Genomic DNA, 15021 nt, shown 5'->3' with positions numbered 1-15021 from the left:
TGTGGCAGCTTGTTGAGGGCCTGCCGCAATGATGATGGCCCTGGGCACCTTCGTGTTCTCGCTTCCGCAGCTCGCGTACCAGCAGCTGCAACACGCCACGGCATGGCGCCACGCCAGCACCGAGCGCGTCGGCGCCCGCGCTGCGCACCAGTTCCTCGGCCCCGGCGAGGAGACGTTCGAGCTGAGCGGCATCGTCGCGCCCGAACTGACCGGCGATCCCGCCTCGCTGGACCTGCTGCGAAACATGGCCGGCGAAGGCCGCCCGCTGTCGCTGGTCGACGGCACCGGCGTCGTGCACGGCGCCTTCGTGATCACCTCGCTCAACGAGACGCTGACGCTGTTCTTCGCGGACGGCGCCGCGCGCCGGATCGAGTTCCAGCTCTCGCTGCTGCGCGTCGACGACGACGCCATGGCCGAGCCCACCGACCAGGCGGCGCAGGCATGAGCACCGCCGCGCCCTACGCCATCCCCGCCTGGCTCGTGGTCCTCGACGGCAAGGATCTGACCGATCGCATCAAGCCGCGCCTGCTCGACCTCACGCTAACCGAGGCCCGCGGCGGCGAAGCCGACCAGCTCGACCTGCGAATCCACGACCACGACGGCCGCATGGCGCTGCCCAAGCGTGGCGTCGAGCTGTCCGTCGAGATCGGCTGGGCCGACGCCGGACGGGTGAAGAAGGGCACGTTCCGCGTGGACGAAGTCGAGCACAGCGGCGCGCCCGATGTGATTACCATCCGCGCCCGCAGCGCCGACCTCACCCACCCGCTGCGCACGCGGCGCGAGCGCAGCTGGCACCAGGTCACGCTCGGTGACGTCGTGCGCAACCTCGCCGGCGAGCACGGCCTGCAGGCGCGCATCGCACCGGCGCTGGCCAGCGTGACCATCGCGCACCTGGACCAGACCGGCGAGAGCGACGTGAACCTGCTCAGCCGCCTGGGACAACGCTATGACGCCGTGGCCACGGTCAAAGCCGGCAGCCTGCTCTTCATGCCGATCGGCAGCGGCACCACGGCCAACGGCACGCCGCTGCCGGCCGCGCTGATCACGCGCCGCGATGGCGACAGTCACCGCTACTCCCTTGCCGATCGCGACACCTATAGCGGCGTGCGCGCGTACTGGAACAACAAGCCCGGCGCCAACCGGAAGTCCGTGCTCGTCGGCGACAGCGGCAACGCCAAGCGCCTGCGCGAGACCTACAACAGCGAGGTCGAGGCGAAGGAACACGCCAAGGCCGCCTGGCAGCGCATCCAGCGCGGCGCCGCGACGATGGCCTACACGCTCGCGCTGGGCCGCGCGGACCTCTACCCGGAGCAGAAGCTGCGCCTGCGCGACTTCAAGCCGGAGATCGACGACACCGCGTGGCTGATCGCCAAGGCCACCCACAACATCACCGGCTCGGGTGGCTTCACCACCCAGCTGGAGCTCGAGACCGACGCCGGCGGCGGGTGACTGCCCCGGCTCCACGGTGCCCCACCCACCCTCAAGAGGAAACGCCCGATGAAGCCCCTGCTCTCCCTGCTGCTGATGCTGCTGTTCTCCCTGTTCGCCACGGTCGTGCTTGCCGCCGGCGGCGTGCCCGCCGATGCCGCGGCCGCGTCACCCGGCTACGGCACGCTGTTCGTCGTGTTGCTGATCGTCGTCGCCGCCTTCGTGTTCGTGTACCGCCGGCGGCGGAAGTCCACGTCGCGCAGCGGCGGTGGTGTTATCGGCGGCGGTACCGGCTCCGGCGGTGGCACCGGAGGCTCGCACACGCGATACGAACAGCAGTAGGGGCGTCCACGGGCGTCGCCGGTAGCTAGCGCCGGCGACGCCCCGCTTCACTCGGTCTGCGTGTGACTGCAATCACATTCCAGTACTGTCTGGATCGCAGGAGCGAGGCGCACCCAAGACGCTAGCGCCCACCATCAACCAAAGGAGAAATCAATGCTCAGCCGCTTCAAGTTTGGACTGTTCGCCCTGCTGGTAGGCGCCGCGATGTTTGCGGCCCCGTTGGCCGCCTTCGCCTGTTGCCCATCGGACGGTAACGGCGACCACGCCGCCAAGGCGGGGCTCGGCCAGAGCCACCCCGTCGCCCCCGACCTTTCTCCGGACTCGACGTGGAGCGTCTACGAGTTCGAGCGCGACGGCGTCCGATACGTGCAGATCAACGACAGCACGGGCGCCGTGCGGGTAGCCGTTGGCCGCATCGCCGACACGTTCTGGGTCATGCCCATCGGAACCGACGCCGATCGCGTGTCGGTGCCCGGCAGCCCGAAGGCCATTCCTAGCTACTCGAACGCCCGGCTGGTCTACAGCACCAAGGCGCTCGAAGTGTGGCTGCATCAGACCAGCAGCAGCGATTGGTGGACGGTGGGGCCAGCGTCCACGCGCTGAGGTGCGCTGGTCGTGTCGCTCGACTCGATCAGCAGGAAACTCACCTGATTCACATGGCGGCGCTTCATCGCGCCGCCATGCGTTTTTACGCGACCTTCCAGCTCCAGCGAGGCCAGCATCGATGTCTGGCTAGGCTTCACATCGCGGCCACCGCACGCGTTGACCGTGACCACGATGCCGCGCTGGCCCTTGTAGGCCCACGCACGCGCCCGGACCGTCTGCCGGATGGGGCGCCCCTGTGACAGCAGCGCAACGGCGTTGCACGCGCAACGGTAGGCCGCCAGCTGCAGATCCACCGGCAGTGCCCGCGCCTTGCCGCGCAACTGGAAGCGGACGTCGGCCCCGCCCGCCCACACGCTGGAAAACGCCGGCGACTGCAACACGTCGTAGAGCCCCTGCTGCTCGATGCGCATCGGATACAACGCGTCGGCGTGCTCGTCGAACAACTGTGTGTCCTTCTGGCCGCTACGCTTCAAGTCCAGCACGGCGGCGCTGTGCCCCATGTCCTCCAGCCACCGGATCATCGCCTGCCTCGACTCGTCCAAGTGCGCCTGGATCTGCGCCATCGCGAGCACACGATCGCGCAGGTGCCTCTCGGTGGACAGGAAGGTGCTCTGGGCGATCTTCAGCGCGTGACGCTCGGCGACGCCGAGCTTGCGTGCCCGATCAAAGTGGGCGGAGATTACCGACCCGAAAACGAAAAGCGCCGTAGTCGCGATGGCCAACGTCTGCTGCGCGATGAAGGTCACCGCGTCGTGTGCGCCGGCGGTGTCAAAGGCGGTGGTCGGCAGACCGTAGGCGACGCTGGCCACGGCAACCCCGACCGACGCGCCGCGCCAGCCGTGCAGGAACGTGAGCGCAACCGCCGGCGCGATCATCAGCAGGAGCAGCATCTGGCGCAGCGCGGGCTCGCTGTCGCCGAGGTTCGCGGCGAGGTACATGACGGCCGTCAGCCCTGTGGCGATGGCCGAGTGCGCGAGCAGGCGACGCGGGCACGACATGCCATCGTTGCGCCGCCTCCACACCATCAGCACCGGCACAAAGATGAAGATGCCCAAGTACTGGCCGACGACGTAGCGCAGGAAGTTCTCCAACGTGTTACTGGCTGCCGGCCCCGACAGTACTAAGTTGATGCTCATGTTGACCAGGGCGGTCCACACCGCGATGGCCAGGGCGACAGCCGGAAACCAACGCTCGTGATCGCTGATATCCCCGAGCAGGCGGCGGGATATCGCAGGGACCACGGCAACCAGCGGCGCCAGAAGGAACGGGCTGAGGTATGCCCACTGCTCGCTGTATTGCTCAGCCTTTGGAGCGCGCAGGAACAGGAACGCAGCCGCGTCGCCGGCAAAGATGTACGGCCACAACCGGGTCGGCAGCAGAAGCAACGCGGCCACCCTGATCCCCGCGGGCAGATACCACTGATCGACGGAAAGGCGCCAGGCACCCAGCATCAAAAAACCATAGATGACGCTTAGGCACATGCCCTTCAACACCGATTTCCAACTGCCAACCTCCATGCCGCCCCCTGTGTTCCCTTTCGGTGGATTGCTATCGATTTGTCATCTGTAGAACTACACGGCGCCTACAACCGCGCCGAGGATCTGCAAGCTGTCCTGATCGTCTTTATAGACGTCGGTAGATTCAGCGCCTTTGCCGAAACCCACTACTGACCAATGGTCGCGCCGGTGCAACACGCGGCGGATATCAGGCCGTCCCCAGAGCGTGTATGCATAGGTCGTGCCATCGATGACGTCCGCGAGAGTCGACTGCGTCACGTCCACCAGCACCAGCTGATGACGCTCGATCTCGGGCTCCATCGCACGTGATGGATTCAGCGCCCAACGCACGTTAGCGGCCGAGGTCATGCCGATCTTTTGCTGCAGCAGAAAGTCCGGTAGCAGGATCGTCGACGGCCCATCGGCGGGACCGAAGCCGGCCAGTGCTTGGATCTCCACATGCCCATCGATCGGGCTGCCTTCGCGCCGCCCACTGATCACGTAGTGCACGTCGACGCCCAGGCTCGCCGCGATCTTCAGATAGGCCACGTCCGGCGCGCTGGCGCCGCTCTCGTAAGCACTTTGTGTCTTGCGGCTGACTCCAGTGGATTCGGCGAAATCCTGCTGATTCAAGCCCAGCCGGAGCCGTTCTTCCCTGAGCCGTGCGCAGATTTGTGCCACGTCGTCCATTTTTTTGTCCCATCGTGTATTGACATGGGTAAATTTCTACCCAATGATTAACCGAACTTACCCGCTTCTTAACTTTATTTAACCAATGACCCGCGCACAAGGCCCAGCACTGAAGACGCCCGAGGAAGCGCTCGCCGACCTGGATCGGCGCGGTGTATCGATCGCGGCCTTCGCCCGAGCCCACCAGCTCCGATACATGACGGTCTACCAGGTGCTGCACGGCGGGAAGAAAGGCCTACGCGGCGAGGCGCATCGCGCCGCAGTTCTGCTCGGCATCAAGGCCGGCGTCGTTGACGACAACCAGGGGGAAGGTGGAGATGGGAGCGTTTAGCCCGAGGAAACGGGTGGTGTTCAATTGCGAGGCGTGCGGTGGCGTTCTGATCAAGCGCACCAGCTACCTCTCGCACCAGCACCTGCGTCACGACACCTACGTGTGCGACAACCCGGTCTGTTCGGCCAGCTACACCGGCCACACCGAGCTGACCGCCATCGCCAGCCCCAGCGGCATGCCCAACGCCCGACCCAGCGATTTGCCCGAGGCCCCGGCCTATACGCGCAACCTCGCGTTGAAGGCGTACCGAGAAGCCCAGGCGGACCAGCAGCTCGACCTGCTCGACAGCCAGCTCGCCACCGCCGACCACTGAGGTCCACATGCTCCGCACCATCGAACTGGCGGCTCTGCCGTCGACGCTACAGCTTTGCCTGCAGTCAGCCGATCGATGCGGCGGACTGATCCAGACGTCGCCGTATTGCGCCTACGTCCCGCGTCACTTCCACCCGCGGGAAGTGGGCGCCGCACACACGCCGGCCGACATCAATGCACTGATCGATTTGAGGCTGCTGGCATGTATCGCCGTGCACAACAGCATCGTCCGCATCACCGACGACGGCATCGAGCTTCTGAATACCGGCTACACCCGCAGCGAGGTGACGCCATGAGGCCGGATACCGGATGGGGCACGGTGCAGATGCCCGCTTTCGTGATGACGACGCAGGCGCCGACCTTCGTCCACCCCGAGCTGAAGGCACGCGAAGCCAATGCGCTGCGCGACCAGGTCGAGGCCTTCATCAACGGCGGCGGCGCCTACGAACGCATCGAACAGCCGGCGCCGCGCCCGCGCAACACACAACAGGCCTGACCGCATGCAAGACGAAATCCGTCTCAAGGTCATCGACCGCCTTAAGCTCGACTACGGGCTCGTGCCCCGCCCGGGCACCAACTACATGCGCGGTGGAAAATGCCCGTCGTGTGGCAAGAAGGAGCTCTACACCAGCCACGAGAAGCCGTGGGTGGTGCGTTGCGGCCGCCAGGCCAAGTGCGGCCGCGAGCTGCACGTGAAGGATCTATACGACGACCTGTTCGATGACTGGTCCAAGCGCTTCACACAGACGCCGAGCACCCCCAACGCCGCAGCCGACGCTTACCTGGAATACAACCGCGGCTTTGACCTCAAAGACCTGCGCGGGCTCTATACGCAGGAAACCTACTACGACCGCAAGCTGCAGCTCGGCACAGCGACCGTTCGCTTCGCCCTGCATAAGGGCGGCTACTGGGAACGGCTGATCGACCGGCCACACCGCTTCGGCAAGCAGAAGGCCCGCTTCATGCCGGGCCAGAGTTTCGCCGGCGTGTGGTGGTGCGCCGCCAGCGTCGAGGCGCAGTTGGACACCATCAGCGAGCTGTGGGTCGTCGAGGGCATCTTCCACGCCATCGCCCACCTGCAGCACGGCAACGCCGCCGTCGCGGCAATGAGCAACAACCAGTTCCCTGAGGAGTCACTGCGCGCCCTGGCAAAGCGGCGCGCCGGCCACCTGCCGACGCTGATCTGGGCGCTGGACACCGAGCCCGTCACCCGCGACTACATCCGCAAGCATGTACGCCGTGCCGAGGCGATGGGCTTTCGGTGCCGGGCCGCGCAGATCGTTCAGCGCGAGGGCAGGAAGACCGACTGGGATGACCTGCATCTGCGCGCCCTCGCCCTGTCCGACCCCGCTGAGCGGGACAAGCAGTGGGCCCACGACGTGGCGGAGGCTCGGTACCAGGGCGACCTGCTGCTGGCCAAGAGCGCGACCGAGAAGGGCCTGCTGATGCACGACCACGACAGCCGGTCGCAGTTTCACCTGGAGCACCGCTCGCGCCTCTATTGGTTCGAGTTCGACAAGGTCCGCTTCGACAAGCTGATGCAGGAAGAAGCCAAGACCAAGAACGTCAATAAGGATGAATTTGACGACGACGACGCGGACAGGTTTCGCCGCGCCGCCGCCAGTGTCCACGAGATCGCCAACTGCTACTTCGAGGCGCTGTATTTCCAGCGCAACCCGCTCACCGACGAGTCCTGGTACTTCTTCCGCGTCGACTTCCCTCACGACCACCCGAGCGTCAAGGGCACGTTCACGGCCTCGCAAACGCTCAACGCACCCACCTTCCGCGACCGCCTGGCTAGCTTTGCCCAGGGTGCCGTGTTCGACGGCAGCGCCGCCCAGCTGATCCACGTGATGAAGGATCAGCTGTTCAACATCAAGTCGGTCGAGACCATCGACTTCCTCGGGTACAGCAAGGGCCACCGCGCCTACCTGCTGGGCGATATGGCTGTGCGCGACGGCGAGCTGGTGCAGGCCAACGCCGAGGACTTCTTCGAGTTCGACAAGCTGCGCGTGAAGAGCATGCAGAAGTCGATCGCGCTGCAGCTGCAGCGCGACGCCGAGGAGTATCGCGAGGACTGGTTGCCCTGGCTTTGGACGTGCTTCGGTACGCACGGCGTGGTGGCGCTCACGTTCTGGTTTGGCTCGCTGTTCGCCGAGCAGATCCGCGCCGGCCACAAATCGTTCCCATTCCTGGAGGCCACCGGCGAGGCCGGCGCCGGCAAGACCACGCTGCTGACCTTCCTGTGGAAGCTGCTGGGCCGCCAAGATTACGAGGGCTTCGACCCGGCCAAGTCGTCCGTCGCCGGCCGCTCGCGCGCCATGGGTCAGGTCGCCAACATGCCGGTGGTGCTGCTGGAGGCCGACCGCAGCCAGCCGGACAAGCAGCACGCCAAGAGCTTCGACTGGGACGAGTTGAAGGACTTCTTCGGCGGCGGAACGCTGCGCACCCGCGGCGTCAAGAACGGCGGTAACGAAACCTACGAGCCGCCATTCCGCGGCACCATCGTCATCAGCCAGAACGCCGCGGTGGACGCCTCCGAGGCGATCCTGACCCGTATCGTCAAGCTGCACTTCAAGCGCCCCAACGTCACCACAGAGAGCCGCGAGGCCGCCGACAACCTCAACGCCCTGCCGGTCGAGTCGCTGTCCTATTTCCTGCTCAAGGCCGTGCGCGCTGAATCCCAGGTGATGGCGAAGTTCGACGAGCGCGCGCGCGTGTACGAGGCCGCGCTACGCGAGAAGAAGGATATCCGCATCGAGCGCGTGATCAAGAACCACGCGCAGATGCTGGCACTGCTGGACTGCCTGCGCCTGGTCGTGCCGTTGACGGCCGAGATGGTCGAAACCACGCGCCAGGCGCTGGTCGACATGGCGCTGGAGCGACAGCGCGCCATCAGCGCGGACAACCCGCTGGTCGCCGAGTTCTGGGAGGTCTACGAATACCTGGAAGGCCTCAGCGACACAGCAGTGGTCAACCACTCCCGCGACGAGAACCGGATCGCCATCAACCTCAACGAGTTCGCAGCGCTGGCCGCCAAGCACTCGCAGAAGCTGGCCGACCTCAACGTGCTGCGTGAGCTGCTTCGCAATTCGCGCCGCCACAAGTTCGTCGACGCCAACGTTGCGGTGAACAGTGTCATCCGCTCGCGGGCCACGGTCGGGCCAGGCGCGCAGTTCAAGGCGCCGCCGCTGATCATCAAGTGCTGGACGTTCCAGAAATGAGCGCCCATCCCCTCACCTCGCGACGCGGCAGTGAGCGTTTACCAGAGTTCTACCTGGCCGGATTTGCTGGGCTGCTCCGGTGGCTGAGTGCGCAACAGCTCGCAGTCCTTCATGACGGGGGGGCTGCCTTGGGCGATCTCTTTGCAGATGAAGGTCACCAGATCATCGACATTCACCTTGGCGCCGGTGACCGGCACAATTGCGCCACCTTCCAGGCTCACGCCCGTGGTGCTGACCGCAGTGACGGTGCCGGAAATCTCCGGGCGCATATCGTCTCCTGGCGCCGTCCAGAGCTGAACGATCTTGCGTGTCACCTGGAAGCGACCTGCCAGCACGTCGCTGGTTCCGGCCACAAAAAGCAGGGTGGCGGACAGGATAAAAACGAGGCCCTTCGACTTCATGGCGTCTCCTTACGGACGGTGAATGGAGCCGGGGTTATAGCAGATGCCAGCTTGACAACCCCGCCGGCCGGGCGCATCTTCCGCCGCAAGGAGCGTAAGAACTCCGACGCACTAGCGGTATCCGCGCCCGACAGCATCGCGGTTTTTTTGCGCCTGCAATTCGAGCGCACCGACGCAAGTTCCCTGCGTCGGGAGGGCGGCAGCCATACAACACCCGCAAGGGGAAAACTGCCCGCCGGTCTAGTGCCCGGTTCTTACCCTCCCGACACCCTCGGTGCGGCGCGTAAGAACGTCTCCCCGAGGACCACCTCAGCACTAGGAGACGTCTCTATGTCCCTCGACACCCAAGGTGCGCCCGCAAACGCGCGCCGCACGATCGCCGTTGCCTTCGGCGGCATCGCCAACACCATCGAGTGGAACCACACCGCCTGGATGGCCCTCATGGCCAAGCTGGAAGCGGCGGGCAAGCCGGCCGGCGAATTGACGCTCGATGAAGTCGTCGCCGCCATCCATCAGATCCACGACCAGCTGGGCGACGGGGTGTACGCATGAGCGCCCCTTCCCTGCCCACCGGCCTCACCTACGTTCTCAGCGAGGACGAAGTGACGCGCCTGTGGCGTGCCAAGCACGCCGCCACGCTGCTGGCCGCCTTCGACGGCGACACGGCCAATCTGCGCTCCGTGACGCGCGACAACCTGGCCGCAGTGGCCGACTACATCGCCGAGGACGTCGAGAACGTGCTCAGGCAGGCGGAGAAGCGCCGCGCACAGTCCCATCCCCCCACGTTCCCCACCCCGGGCCAGAGCAAGTCTGAGCCCTAAACAGTGGGCCGGCGGGCGGCGTTGGCGCGCCGCCCCTTGGCCTTCCACCTACGAAGCCTAGGAGCTTGAGCCATGCAACAGCTGACCGTTAACCCGGCCGCCGCGACACAGTCGCAGGGGGCCGGCACCGGACCCGGCGCGGAGGCTAACACGCCGGTCAACACCACCGTACTGGCGGACTACTTCCGCAACAAGCCGGAGGTAAGCAGCGTTTCGACCGGAGAAGAGCCCGCGCCGCTGACCGGATTCGACCTCGCCAAGCGACGCGACAGCAGCGTGATGGTGATGCTGCAGATCCAGCGCGACAGCATCGCCATCGTCGCAACCCTCGACATGGGCGGCCTGCACACTGTCAGCCGCACGTGGACCGCCGACCCCAGGGGCGGCTGGCGCACGCAGCAGCCGGACTTCATCGCCGCCGAGCAGCGCATCGGCGTGGAGCTGGCTGAATACCTGGACGCGCTGGACCTGCCGGCTCGTGTCGCCCGCATGCTGCCCAAGCCGCCCACCGCCGCCAGCATCACCGCCATGGCCGAGGCAGCCAAGGAGGTGCGCCGTGCTTGAGCTGACCCTACTGCTGATCGCGCCCGCCACCGGCGGTGCGCTGCTGTACCGGCTGTGGAGCACGCGTGCGCCGCGTGCCCAGCACGCCGGCCTGGCCGTTGGCCAGATTCCCCTCGCCCTGCGCCGCCGGCGCGCTATGGCCGTGCGCCGGGAGGTGGTGCATGGCTGAGCGCAACACACCGACCGGCGGCCCCCGCCCTCTGACCGCGAACTGCGAAGAGCTACACCCCGGCATCAGCGCAATCATCGAGGAGCTTCGCCAGAAGAACGCCGGCTGGACGTACGCCGCCGCCGTCGCCTACGCGAAGGAGGAGTGGCACAAGCGAAACCCAGCGGCATCCACAGGGGGCGCCATGGGGTGCTGCGCGACGGGTCGGCTGCCCAAGCCGGAATCCCGCACCATCACCCGCGCCGAGCTGGAGGCGATGTACCCGCCGTCGGCCCCGATGCAGCCCAATGAAGCTGCTGCGCTCGAACGGCTGCTCGCGATCGCCGACAGCGACACCGGCCAGTCGCGCCGCGTCGCCAACTTCCTGCTGGCGTGGTGGAACGCGAGCAGGGACGGTGGCTTCGATCTCACCGATCTTTGGGCCGTCGACACCGCGATCGCGCAGGACATGACGACTGTGTTCTGCCTGGTTGCGCGCGTACACAGCTATCCCGACACGCTCGGCTACGGCGCTCGCTTTGAGCCCCTAGTGGAAGCGTGGCGACCGAAGGGAGGTGCCCGATGAGCACTGAATTCATCATCAACCACGGCCACCTATTCTGCGGCCTCGCCGGCGGCGCCAAGGGCTTCAACCAGGCGCGACCCGACATCGGAGCCGCGCGGGCGCGCTTCGCGTGTGTCGGCGGCATCGACAACGATCCGGCCGCGATCGCGGACTTCACACGCATCGCCGGCGTGCGCGGCACGGTGCTGGATCTGTTCGATCGCGACCAGTACCGCGCCTTCCATGGCAGCGAACCGCCGGATGGCTGGCGCGAGGCCGGCACGCCGGAGATCCACGCCGCGTTCCATGGCCAGCGGCCGCACGTGTTGTTCCTGTCGGCGCCGTGCAAGGGCTTTTCCGGACTGATGCCGGAGAGCAAGAGCCGCACCGACAAGTACCAGGCGCTCAACCGGCTGACGCTGCGCGGGATCATGCTCACGCTGGAGGCCTACAAGGACGATCCGGTCGAGGTGATTCTGTTCGAGAACGTGCCGCGCATCGCTACCCGTGGCCGCCACCTGCTGGACCAGATCACCGCGCTGTTGCGCGCATACGGCTACGCCGTCGCTGAAACCACGCACGACTGCGGCGAGCTTGGCGGCCTCGCGCAGAGCCGCAAGCGCTTCCTTCTGGTCGCCCGCCATCGCGAGAAGGTGCCGCCGTTCCTGTACGAGCCCACGCGCCGGCCGCTGCAGTCGGTCGGCACGGTGCTTGACCGCATGCCGCTCGCCGGCGACGTGGAGCGCGCGGGGCCGATGCACCGCGTGCCGGCGCTGCAATGGAAGACGTGGGTGCGCTTGGCGTTCGTCGAGGCAGGCAGCGACTGGCGCAGCCTCAACCGGCTGGCGATTGAGGACGGCCACCTGCGCGATTACCTCGTCGTGCCGGAGTATCACAACGGCTACCTCGGCGTGCGCGAATGGAGCGAGCCCAGCGGTACGGTCGCCGGCTCAAGCCTGCCCGGAAATGGCGCATTCTCGGTCGCGGATCCCCGCGCGGCGGCCGGCGCAGCGCAGTACCAGCAGTACGGCGTGATGCGCATGGGCGACACTGCAGGAGCCGTGATTGGCGTGAAGTCGCCGGGGCAAGGAACCTTCAGCGTCGCGGATCCACGTTGTAGCGGCGAGCGCCACAAGAACGCCTACCGCATCGTGCGAATGGACGGCACCGCTGGCACCGTCACCGGCGACTTTCGGCCGGCGGGCGGTGGCGGCGTTGCGGATCCTCGCGCGGCGGGGGGCTTCGGCGGCAAGGGCAAGTACCTGGTCACCGGCTTCGGCGAGGCGGCCGGGACGGTCATTGCCCGCAGCGACACCGGCCACGGCGCTTACGCCGTCGCCGACCCTCGGCCGACCAACCAGCGCCAGCAGGGCGACGCTTATCTGACCAACGGGCACTACGGTGTCGTCGATTGGAACGGCACCAGCGGTGCCGTGAGCGCCGCAGCGGGCCACGACAACGGCCGGTGGTCCGTAGCGGATCCACGCCTGCCAGAAGCGCGGGAAAACCTCACGTGCGTGATCCGCAGCCTGGACGGTACGTGGCACCGTCCGTTCACCACGCTGGAACTGGCCGCGCTGCAGTCGCTGGTTGACCCTGAGGACCAGATCGAGCTCGATGGCCTGTCCGACCAGGCATGGCGCGAGCGCATCGGAAACGCCGTGCCGCCGGCGGCGGCGCAGGCGATCGGCGAGGAAATCGGCCGCACCCTGCTGTTGGCCTGGACCGGCCAGACCTTCGCCCTGGGGGCGACGCCGATCTGGGTGCGCAACGTTGCGGTGGCTATGGCCCTGCCGGGGGAGGTGCGCCAGTGACACAGCGCCAGATCTCGCACGACGAGCCGCTGCCCGCCTGTAGGCGTGGCCACGCCGCACGCCACATCCACGACGCGCGCCGGCACGACGCCGGCGGCGGCCACCTGGTCGAGTGCGCCTGCAGCCAGACCCGCAAGCACGCCGAGCTCGACGGCGCGCTGGCGGAATGGAAGCGGATGCACCAGATCCGGACACCGCGTCCGCGGCCGCCGGCCAACGTTGTTCAACTCGGCCTGCGCCTGGGCATAGGAGCGAGGCGGTGATGGGCGATGCAACCGAAGCGCACCGCCGGCAATGCGAGGCGCGCGACTGGCTGCGCAAGGGATACACCACCGTGGTGCAGGTCGACGAGCTGATGCACCGCATTGCCGAGCGCCGAGGTCATGCCGAGGCCAACTCGCTACGCGAGGAAATGCGCCGGCAATGGAGCACGCGGCGGCAGTGGTTGGGGGCTGGCTGATGACCCGGGTAAAGATGGTTAAACTCCGGTCAATCAACACGCCCGACCCCAAACTGGTCGCCGCAGCTCTTGGGCCACTGATCGCTGCGCGGCTTAAGGATGAGCATGAAGAACTACACCGCCGCGCTCTATCTGCGATCGAGCAAGGACCGGAAGGATGTATCGCCCGACGCTCAGCGGCGGGCGCTGCTTGAGCTGGCGAAGGCACGCGGGCTGACCGTCGTCGAGGAGTTCGTCGACGCGGTCGAAAGTGGCAAGGACGAGAACCGTCCCGGCTTCCAGAAGCTGATCAAGGCGGTGCGAAACCCGGCTCGCGGGTGGAGCACCGTGCTGTTGCATGACACCTCACGCCTATCTCGGCGCCGAGTGATCTCGCTGATTTTTGAAGAGATCGACTGCAAGAACAACGGCGTCACGGTGGTCTACAAGACGCTGCCGGAAGTGGATCCGCTCACCGAGATCGTGCTCAAGTCGGTGATGGTGGCGTGGGACGAATACCACAGCATCTCCAGCAAGCAGAAGGGCCTGGCCGGAATGAGCGAGAACGTGCAAGCCGGCTTCCGTGCCGGCGGCCGCGCTCCGACTGGCTACGTGCTTCGGAAGATCCCCACCGGCGCCATCCGCGAGGGTGAAGCGGTGACCAAGTCGGTGTTGGAGCCAGATCCGAGCGTGGCCGACGCGATGGCGATCTACCTGCGCGATCGCGCTGCAGGGGAATCGCGCCTGCGGGCAAAGCGCAAGGCCAGGCTCACGGACATGAAGGACTCGACGCTGATCAGCATCGAGTGGAACGCGCTGGTTTATGCCGGCCACACGGTCTGGAACGTGCACGCCGAGCGACAAGGAGGCACCTATGTTGGCGGCACAAAGCGCAGGCCGCGGTCCGAATGGGTCATCAAGCGCGACACGCACACGGCGTTGATCACCGACGAAGAGGCCGAGCGTATCCTCGGGCGGTTGGAGCGGAAAGCGAAGGCCCGCGCCACCGAAGCGGCGGAGCAGCGCGATCGTGATTCGTCGGCGCTCCTCGGCGGCATTCTGTTCGCACCGGATGGATCGAAGTGGTGGGCCGAGACCGATCGGTATCGCTGGGAACGAAACGGCAAGGCCCGCTCGATCTCGAAGGCGTCGATCGATGCGCAGGTCATCGACCAGGTGCTTGAGGATCTTGCCTCGCCAGGCTTCGCGCCGGCGCTGGTGCACGCGACACGCGCCTCGCTGGCCAGCGACACTGACCCTGCGGCACTACGCCGGATCTCGGCCGAAGTGACCGAGCTGGCCACACAGATCAGCCGGGCGATGGATCTCGCCGTCCAACTCTCCGATCCGGCGCCGGCGCTGCGAAAGGTCGAAGAGTTGGAACGCAAGCGCGCTGAGCGCGCCGAGCAGTTGCAGCACCTGGAAGCCGAGGCCGAGCGCGCCGCGTGGATCTCCAAGGTCGGCGTGACCGAGGTCGCGCGCATGATCGCTGGCATCGCCGCGGACGCAAAAGAAGCAGGCCGGGGCGAACTGCTCCGGCCTGTGATCATTTCCATTGTCGATCGCGTCGAGGTGGATCCTCAGACGCTGAGCGGTGGCATCTGCTACCGCCTTGCGACCCCCGAGTCGGGGGTTAAGTTGGCGTCCCCACGGGGATTCGAACCCCGGTCGCTACCGTGAAAGGGTAATGTCCTAGGCCTCTAGACGATGGGGACGCGGTAAAACTTGGCCTGTAAAACTGTCCAGCGAAGTGGTGGAGCCAGGCGGGATCGAACCGCCGACCTCCTGCATGCCATGCAGGCGCTCTCCCAGCTGAGCTATGGCCCCACGGGGCTGGAAA

21 protein-coding genes, 2 tRNA genes and 1 pseudogene are annotated in these 15021 nt (G+C 66.5%); 18 read left to right on the top strand and 6 right to left on the bottom strand.

The annotated features are described in order from the left end of the window. The first annotated feature begins 28 nt into the window (after positions 1 to 28). The 4 genes from ACFOLC_RS00270 (at position 29) to ACFOLC_RS00255 (ending at position 2373) form a co-directional block, all read left to right on the top strand. Positions 29 to 445: a phage tail protein gene (locus ACFOLC_RS00270; protein ID WP_386756675.1), complete on the top strand. Its 417-nt coding sequence runs from the start codon at positions 29 to 31 to the stop codon at positions 443 to 445. Next, a complete protein-coding gene (locus ACFOLC_RS00265) occupies positions 442 to 1449 on the top strand; it encodes a phage late control D family protein (RefSeq protein ID WP_386756674.1) in 1008 nt (335 codons plus the stop codon). The genes ACFOLC_RS00270 and ACFOLC_RS00265 overlap by 4 nt, the downstream gene beginning before the upstream one ends. A 48-nt stretch (positions 1450 to 1497) precedes the next feature. After that, positions 1498 to 1770 carry a hypothetical protein gene (locus ACFOLC_RS00260; RefSeq protein ID WP_386756673.1) on the top strand — a complete coding sequence of 91 codons (273 nt, stop codon included), beginning with the start codon at positions 1498 to 1500 and terminating at the stop codon, positions 1768 to 1770. Positions 1771 to 1923: 153 nt separating this feature from the next. Further along, a complete protein-coding gene (locus ACFOLC_RS00255) occupies positions 1924 to 2373 on the top strand; it encodes a hypothetical protein (RefSeq protein ID WP_386756672.1) in 450 nt (149 codons plus the stop codon). Here ACFOLC_RS00255 and ACFOLC_RS00250 read toward each other — a convergent pair. Both ACFOLC_RS00250 and ACFOLC_RS00245 read right to left on the bottom strand, forming a co-directional pair. Next, positions 2322 to 3893: an MASE1 domain-containing protein gene (locus ACFOLC_RS00250; protein ID WP_386756671.1), complete on the bottom strand. Its 1572-nt coding sequence runs from the start codon at positions 3891 to 3893 to the stop codon at positions 2322 to 2324. The two genes, ACFOLC_RS00255 and ACFOLC_RS00250, sit on opposite strands and share 52 nt — an antisense overlap. A 54-nt stretch (positions 3894 to 3947) precedes the next feature. Continuing rightward, positions 3948 to 4562: a helix-turn-helix domain-containing protein gene (locus ACFOLC_RS00245; protein WP_386756670.1), complete on the bottom strand. Its 615-nt coding sequence runs from the start codon at positions 4560 to 4562 to the stop codon at positions 3948 to 3950. An 85-nt stretch (positions 4563 to 4647) separates the two neighbouring features. On the opposite strand from ACFOLC_RS00245, the gene ACFOLC_RS00240 reads away from it, so the two are divergent. Genes ACFOLC_RS00240 through ACFOLC_RS00220 form a run of 5 tightly spaced genes read left to right on the top strand, consistent with a single transcriptional unit; the run spans position 4648 to position 8429 of the window. Continuing rightward, positions 4648 to 4893, top strand: a complete 246-nt coding sequence (locus ACFOLC_RS00240; RefSeq protein ID WP_386756669.1) for a DNA-binding protein — start codon at positions 4648 to 4650, stop codon at positions 4891 to 4893. Positions 4894 to 4909: 16 nt separating this feature from the next. Further along, positions 4910 to 5206 (top strand): ogr/Delta-like zinc finger family protein, encoded by a 297-nt coding sequence (locus ACFOLC_RS00235; RefSeq protein ID WP_386756668.1) that lies wholly within the window; start codon positions 4910 to 4912, stop codon positions 5204 to 5206. Between the two features lie 7 nt (positions 5207 to 5213). Beyond that, entirely contained in the window at positions 5214 to 5501 is a 288-nt protein-coding gene (locus tag ACFOLC_RS00230) for a hypothetical protein (protein ID WP_386756667.1), read from the top strand. Then, a complete protein-coding gene (locus ACFOLC_RS00225; protein WP_386756666.1) occupies positions 5498 to 5701 on the top strand; it encodes a hypothetical protein in 204 nt (67 codons plus the stop codon). The genes ACFOLC_RS00230 and ACFOLC_RS00225 overlap by 4 nt, the downstream gene beginning before the upstream one ends. Before the next feature lie 4 nt (positions 5702 to 5705). After that, a complete protein-coding gene (locus tag ACFOLC_RS00220) occupies positions 5706 to 8429 on the top strand; it encodes a toprim domain-containing protein (protein WP_386756665.1) in 2724 nt (907 codons plus the stop codon). A gap of 38 nt (positions 8430 to 8467) precedes the next feature. Here ACFOLC_RS00220 and ACFOLC_RS00215 read toward each other — a convergent pair whose 3' ends face one another. Continuing rightward, positions 8468 to 8830: a hypothetical protein gene (locus ACFOLC_RS00215; protein WP_386756664.1), complete on the bottom strand. Its 363-nt coding sequence runs from the start codon at positions 8828 to 8830 to the stop codon at positions 8468 to 8470. Positions 8831 to 9160: 330 nt separating this feature from the next. Between ACFOLC_RS00215 and ACFOLC_RS00210 the strand changes: the two genes are divergently transcribed. From ACFOLC_RS00210 to ACFOLC_RS00170, 9 genes and pseudogenes are all read left to right on the top strand, one after another. Further along, positions 9161 to 9382 (top strand): hypothetical protein, encoded by a 222-nt coding sequence (locus ACFOLC_RS00210; RefSeq protein WP_386756663.1) that lies wholly within the window; start codon positions 9161 to 9163, stop codon positions 9380 to 9382. After that, positions 9379 to 9651, top strand: coding sequence for a hypothetical protein (locus ACFOLC_RS00205; protein ID WP_386756662.1), 273 nt, complete (start codon positions 9379 to 9381; stop codon positions 9649 to 9651). The genes ACFOLC_RS00210 and ACFOLC_RS00205 overlap by 4 nt, the downstream gene beginning before the upstream one ends. A gap of 72 nt (positions 9652 to 9723) precedes the next feature. Next, entirely contained in the window at positions 9724 to 10215 is a 492-nt protein-coding gene (locus ACFOLC_RS00200; protein WP_386756661.1) for a hypothetical protein, read from the top strand. Next, a complete protein-coding gene (locus tag ACFOLC_RS00195; protein WP_386756660.1) occupies positions 10208 to 10384 on the top strand; it encodes a hypothetical protein in 177 nt (58 codons plus the stop codon). Before ACFOLC_RS00200 ends, ACFOLC_RS00195 begins: the two co-directional genes overlap by 8 nt. Beyond that, a complete protein-coding gene (locus tag ACFOLC_RS00190; RefSeq protein ID WP_386756659.1) occupies positions 10377 to 10949 on the top strand; it encodes a DUF7673 family protein in 573 nt (190 codons plus the stop codon). Before ACFOLC_RS00195 ends, ACFOLC_RS00190 begins: the two co-directional genes overlap by 8 nt. Then, positions 10946 to 12742: a DNA cytosine methyltransferase gene (locus tag ACFOLC_RS00185; RefSeq protein WP_386756658.1), complete on the top strand. Its 1797-nt coding sequence runs from the start codon at positions 10946 to 10948 to the stop codon at positions 12740 to 12742. The genes ACFOLC_RS00190 and ACFOLC_RS00185 overlap by 4 nt, the downstream gene beginning before the upstream one ends. Next, complete coding sequence (locus tag ACFOLC_RS00180) at positions 12739 to 13005, top strand: hypothetical protein (RefSeq protein WP_386756656.1); 267 nt, start codon at positions 12739 to 12741, stop codon at positions 13003 to 13005. Before ACFOLC_RS00185 ends, ACFOLC_RS00180 begins: the two co-directional genes overlap by 4 nt. Continuing rightward, a complete protein-coding gene (locus ACFOLC_RS00175; RefSeq protein WP_386756655.1) occupies positions 13005 to 13202 on the top strand; it encodes a DUF7696 family protein in 198 nt (65 codons plus the stop codon). The genes ACFOLC_RS00180 and ACFOLC_RS00175 overlap by 1 nt, the downstream gene beginning before the upstream one ends. A gap of 99 nt (positions 13203 to 13301) precedes the next feature. Continuing rightward, positions 13302 to 13730, top strand: a pseudogene (locus ACFOLC_RS00170) (recombinase family protein); the annotation flags it as partial. A 323-nt stretch (positions 13731 to 14053) separates the two neighbouring features. On the opposite strand, the gene ACFOLC_RS00165 reads toward ACFOLC_RS00170, so the two are convergent. The 3 genes from ACFOLC_RS00165 to ACFOLC_RS00155 form a co-directional block, all read right to left on the bottom strand. Next, a complete protein-coding gene (locus ACFOLC_RS00165) occupies positions 14054 to 14665 on the bottom strand; it encodes a hypothetical protein (protein WP_386756654.1) in 612 nt (203 codons plus the stop codon). A gap of 155 nt (positions 14666 to 14820) precedes the next feature. Continuing rightward, a tRNA-Glu gene (locus tag ACFOLC_RS00160) sits at positions 14821 to 14896 on the bottom strand. Between the two features lie 36 nt (positions 14897 to 14932). Beyond that, a tRNA-Ala gene (locus ACFOLC_RS00155) sits at positions 14933 to 15008 on the bottom strand. Between the last annotated feature and the right edge of the window lie 13 nt (positions 15009 to 15021).

Origin of the sequence: Lysobacter cavernae, assembly GCF_042648505.1 — a bacterium.
Lineage (GTDB): Bacteria > Pseudomonadota > Gammaproteobacteria > Xanthomonadales > Xanthomonadaceae > Lysobacter_L > Lysobacter_L cavernae.
Note: the sequence above shows the minus strand (reverse complement) of the source record. Positions and strands in the feature narration are given on the sequence as shown.

Coding starts and splice junctions, on each gene's coding strand:
- ACFOLC_RS00270 (WP_386756675.1), top strand. CDS start 29: ATGATGATGGCCCTGGGCACCTTCGTGTTCTCGCTTCCGCAGCTCGCG.
- ACFOLC_RS00265 (WP_386756674.1), top strand. CDS start 442: ATGAGCACCGCCGCGCCCTACGCCATCCCCGCCTGGCTCGTGGTCCTC.
- ACFOLC_RS00260 (WP_386756673.1), top strand. CDS start 1,498: ATGAAGCCCCTGCTCTCCCTGCTGCTGATGCTGCTGTTCTCCCTGTTC.
- ACFOLC_RS00255 (WP_386756672.1), top strand. CDS start 1,924: ATGCTCAGCCGCTTCAAGTTTGGACTGTTCGCCCTGCTGGTAGGCGCC.
- ACFOLC_RS00250 (WP_386756671.1), bottom strand. CDS start 3,893: ATGGAGGTTGGCAGTTGGAAATCGGTGTTGAAGGGCATGTGCCTAAGC.
- ACFOLC_RS00245 (WP_386756670.1), bottom strand. CDS start 4,562: ATGGACGACGTGGCACAAATCTGCGCACGGCTCAGGGAAGAACGGCTC.
- ACFOLC_RS00240 (WP_386756669.1), top strand. CDS start 4,648: ATGACCCGCGCACAAGGCCCAGCACTGAAGACGCCCGAGGAAGCGCTC.
- ACFOLC_RS00230 (WP_386756667.1), top strand. CDS start 5,214: ATGCTCCGCACCATCGAACTGGCGGCTCTGCCGTCGACGCTACAGCTT.
- ACFOLC_RS00225 (WP_386756666.1), top strand. CDS start 5,498: ATGAGGCCGGATACCGGATGGGGCACGGTGCAGATGCCCGCTTTCGTG.
- ACFOLC_RS00220 (WP_386756665.1), top strand. CDS start 5,706: ATGCAAGACGAAATCCGTCTCAAGGTCATCGACCGCCTTAAGCTCGAC.
- ACFOLC_RS00215 (WP_386756664.1), bottom strand. CDS start 8,830: ATGAAGTCGAAGGGCCTCGTTTTTATCCTGTCCGCCACCCTGCTTTTT.
- ACFOLC_RS00210 (WP_386756663.1), top strand. CDS start 9,161: ATGTCCCTCGACACCCAAGGTGCGCCCGCAAACGCGCGCCGCACGATC.
- ACFOLC_RS00205 (WP_386756662.1), top strand. CDS start 9,379: ATGAGCGCCCCTTCCCTGCCCACCGGCCTCACCTACGTTCTCAGCGAG.
- ACFOLC_RS00200 (WP_386756661.1), top strand. CDS start 9,724: ATGCAACAGCTGACCGTTAACCCGGCCGCCGCGACACAGTCGCAGGGG.
- ACFOLC_RS00190 (WP_386756659.1), top strand. CDS start 10,377: ATGGCTGAGCGCAACACACCGACCGGCGGCCCCCGCCCTCTGACCGCG.
- ACFOLC_RS00185 (WP_386756658.1), top strand. CDS start 10,946: ATGAGCACTGAATTCATCATCAACCACGGCCACCTATTCTGCGGCCTC.
- ACFOLC_RS00175 (WP_386756655.1), top strand. CDS start 13,005: ATGGGCGATGCAACCGAAGCGCACCGCCGGCAATGCGAGGCGCGCGAC.
- ACFOLC_RS00165 (WP_386756654.1), bottom strand. CDS start 14,665: ATGCGCGCGACCTCGGTCACGCCGACCTTGGAGATCCACGCGGCGCGC.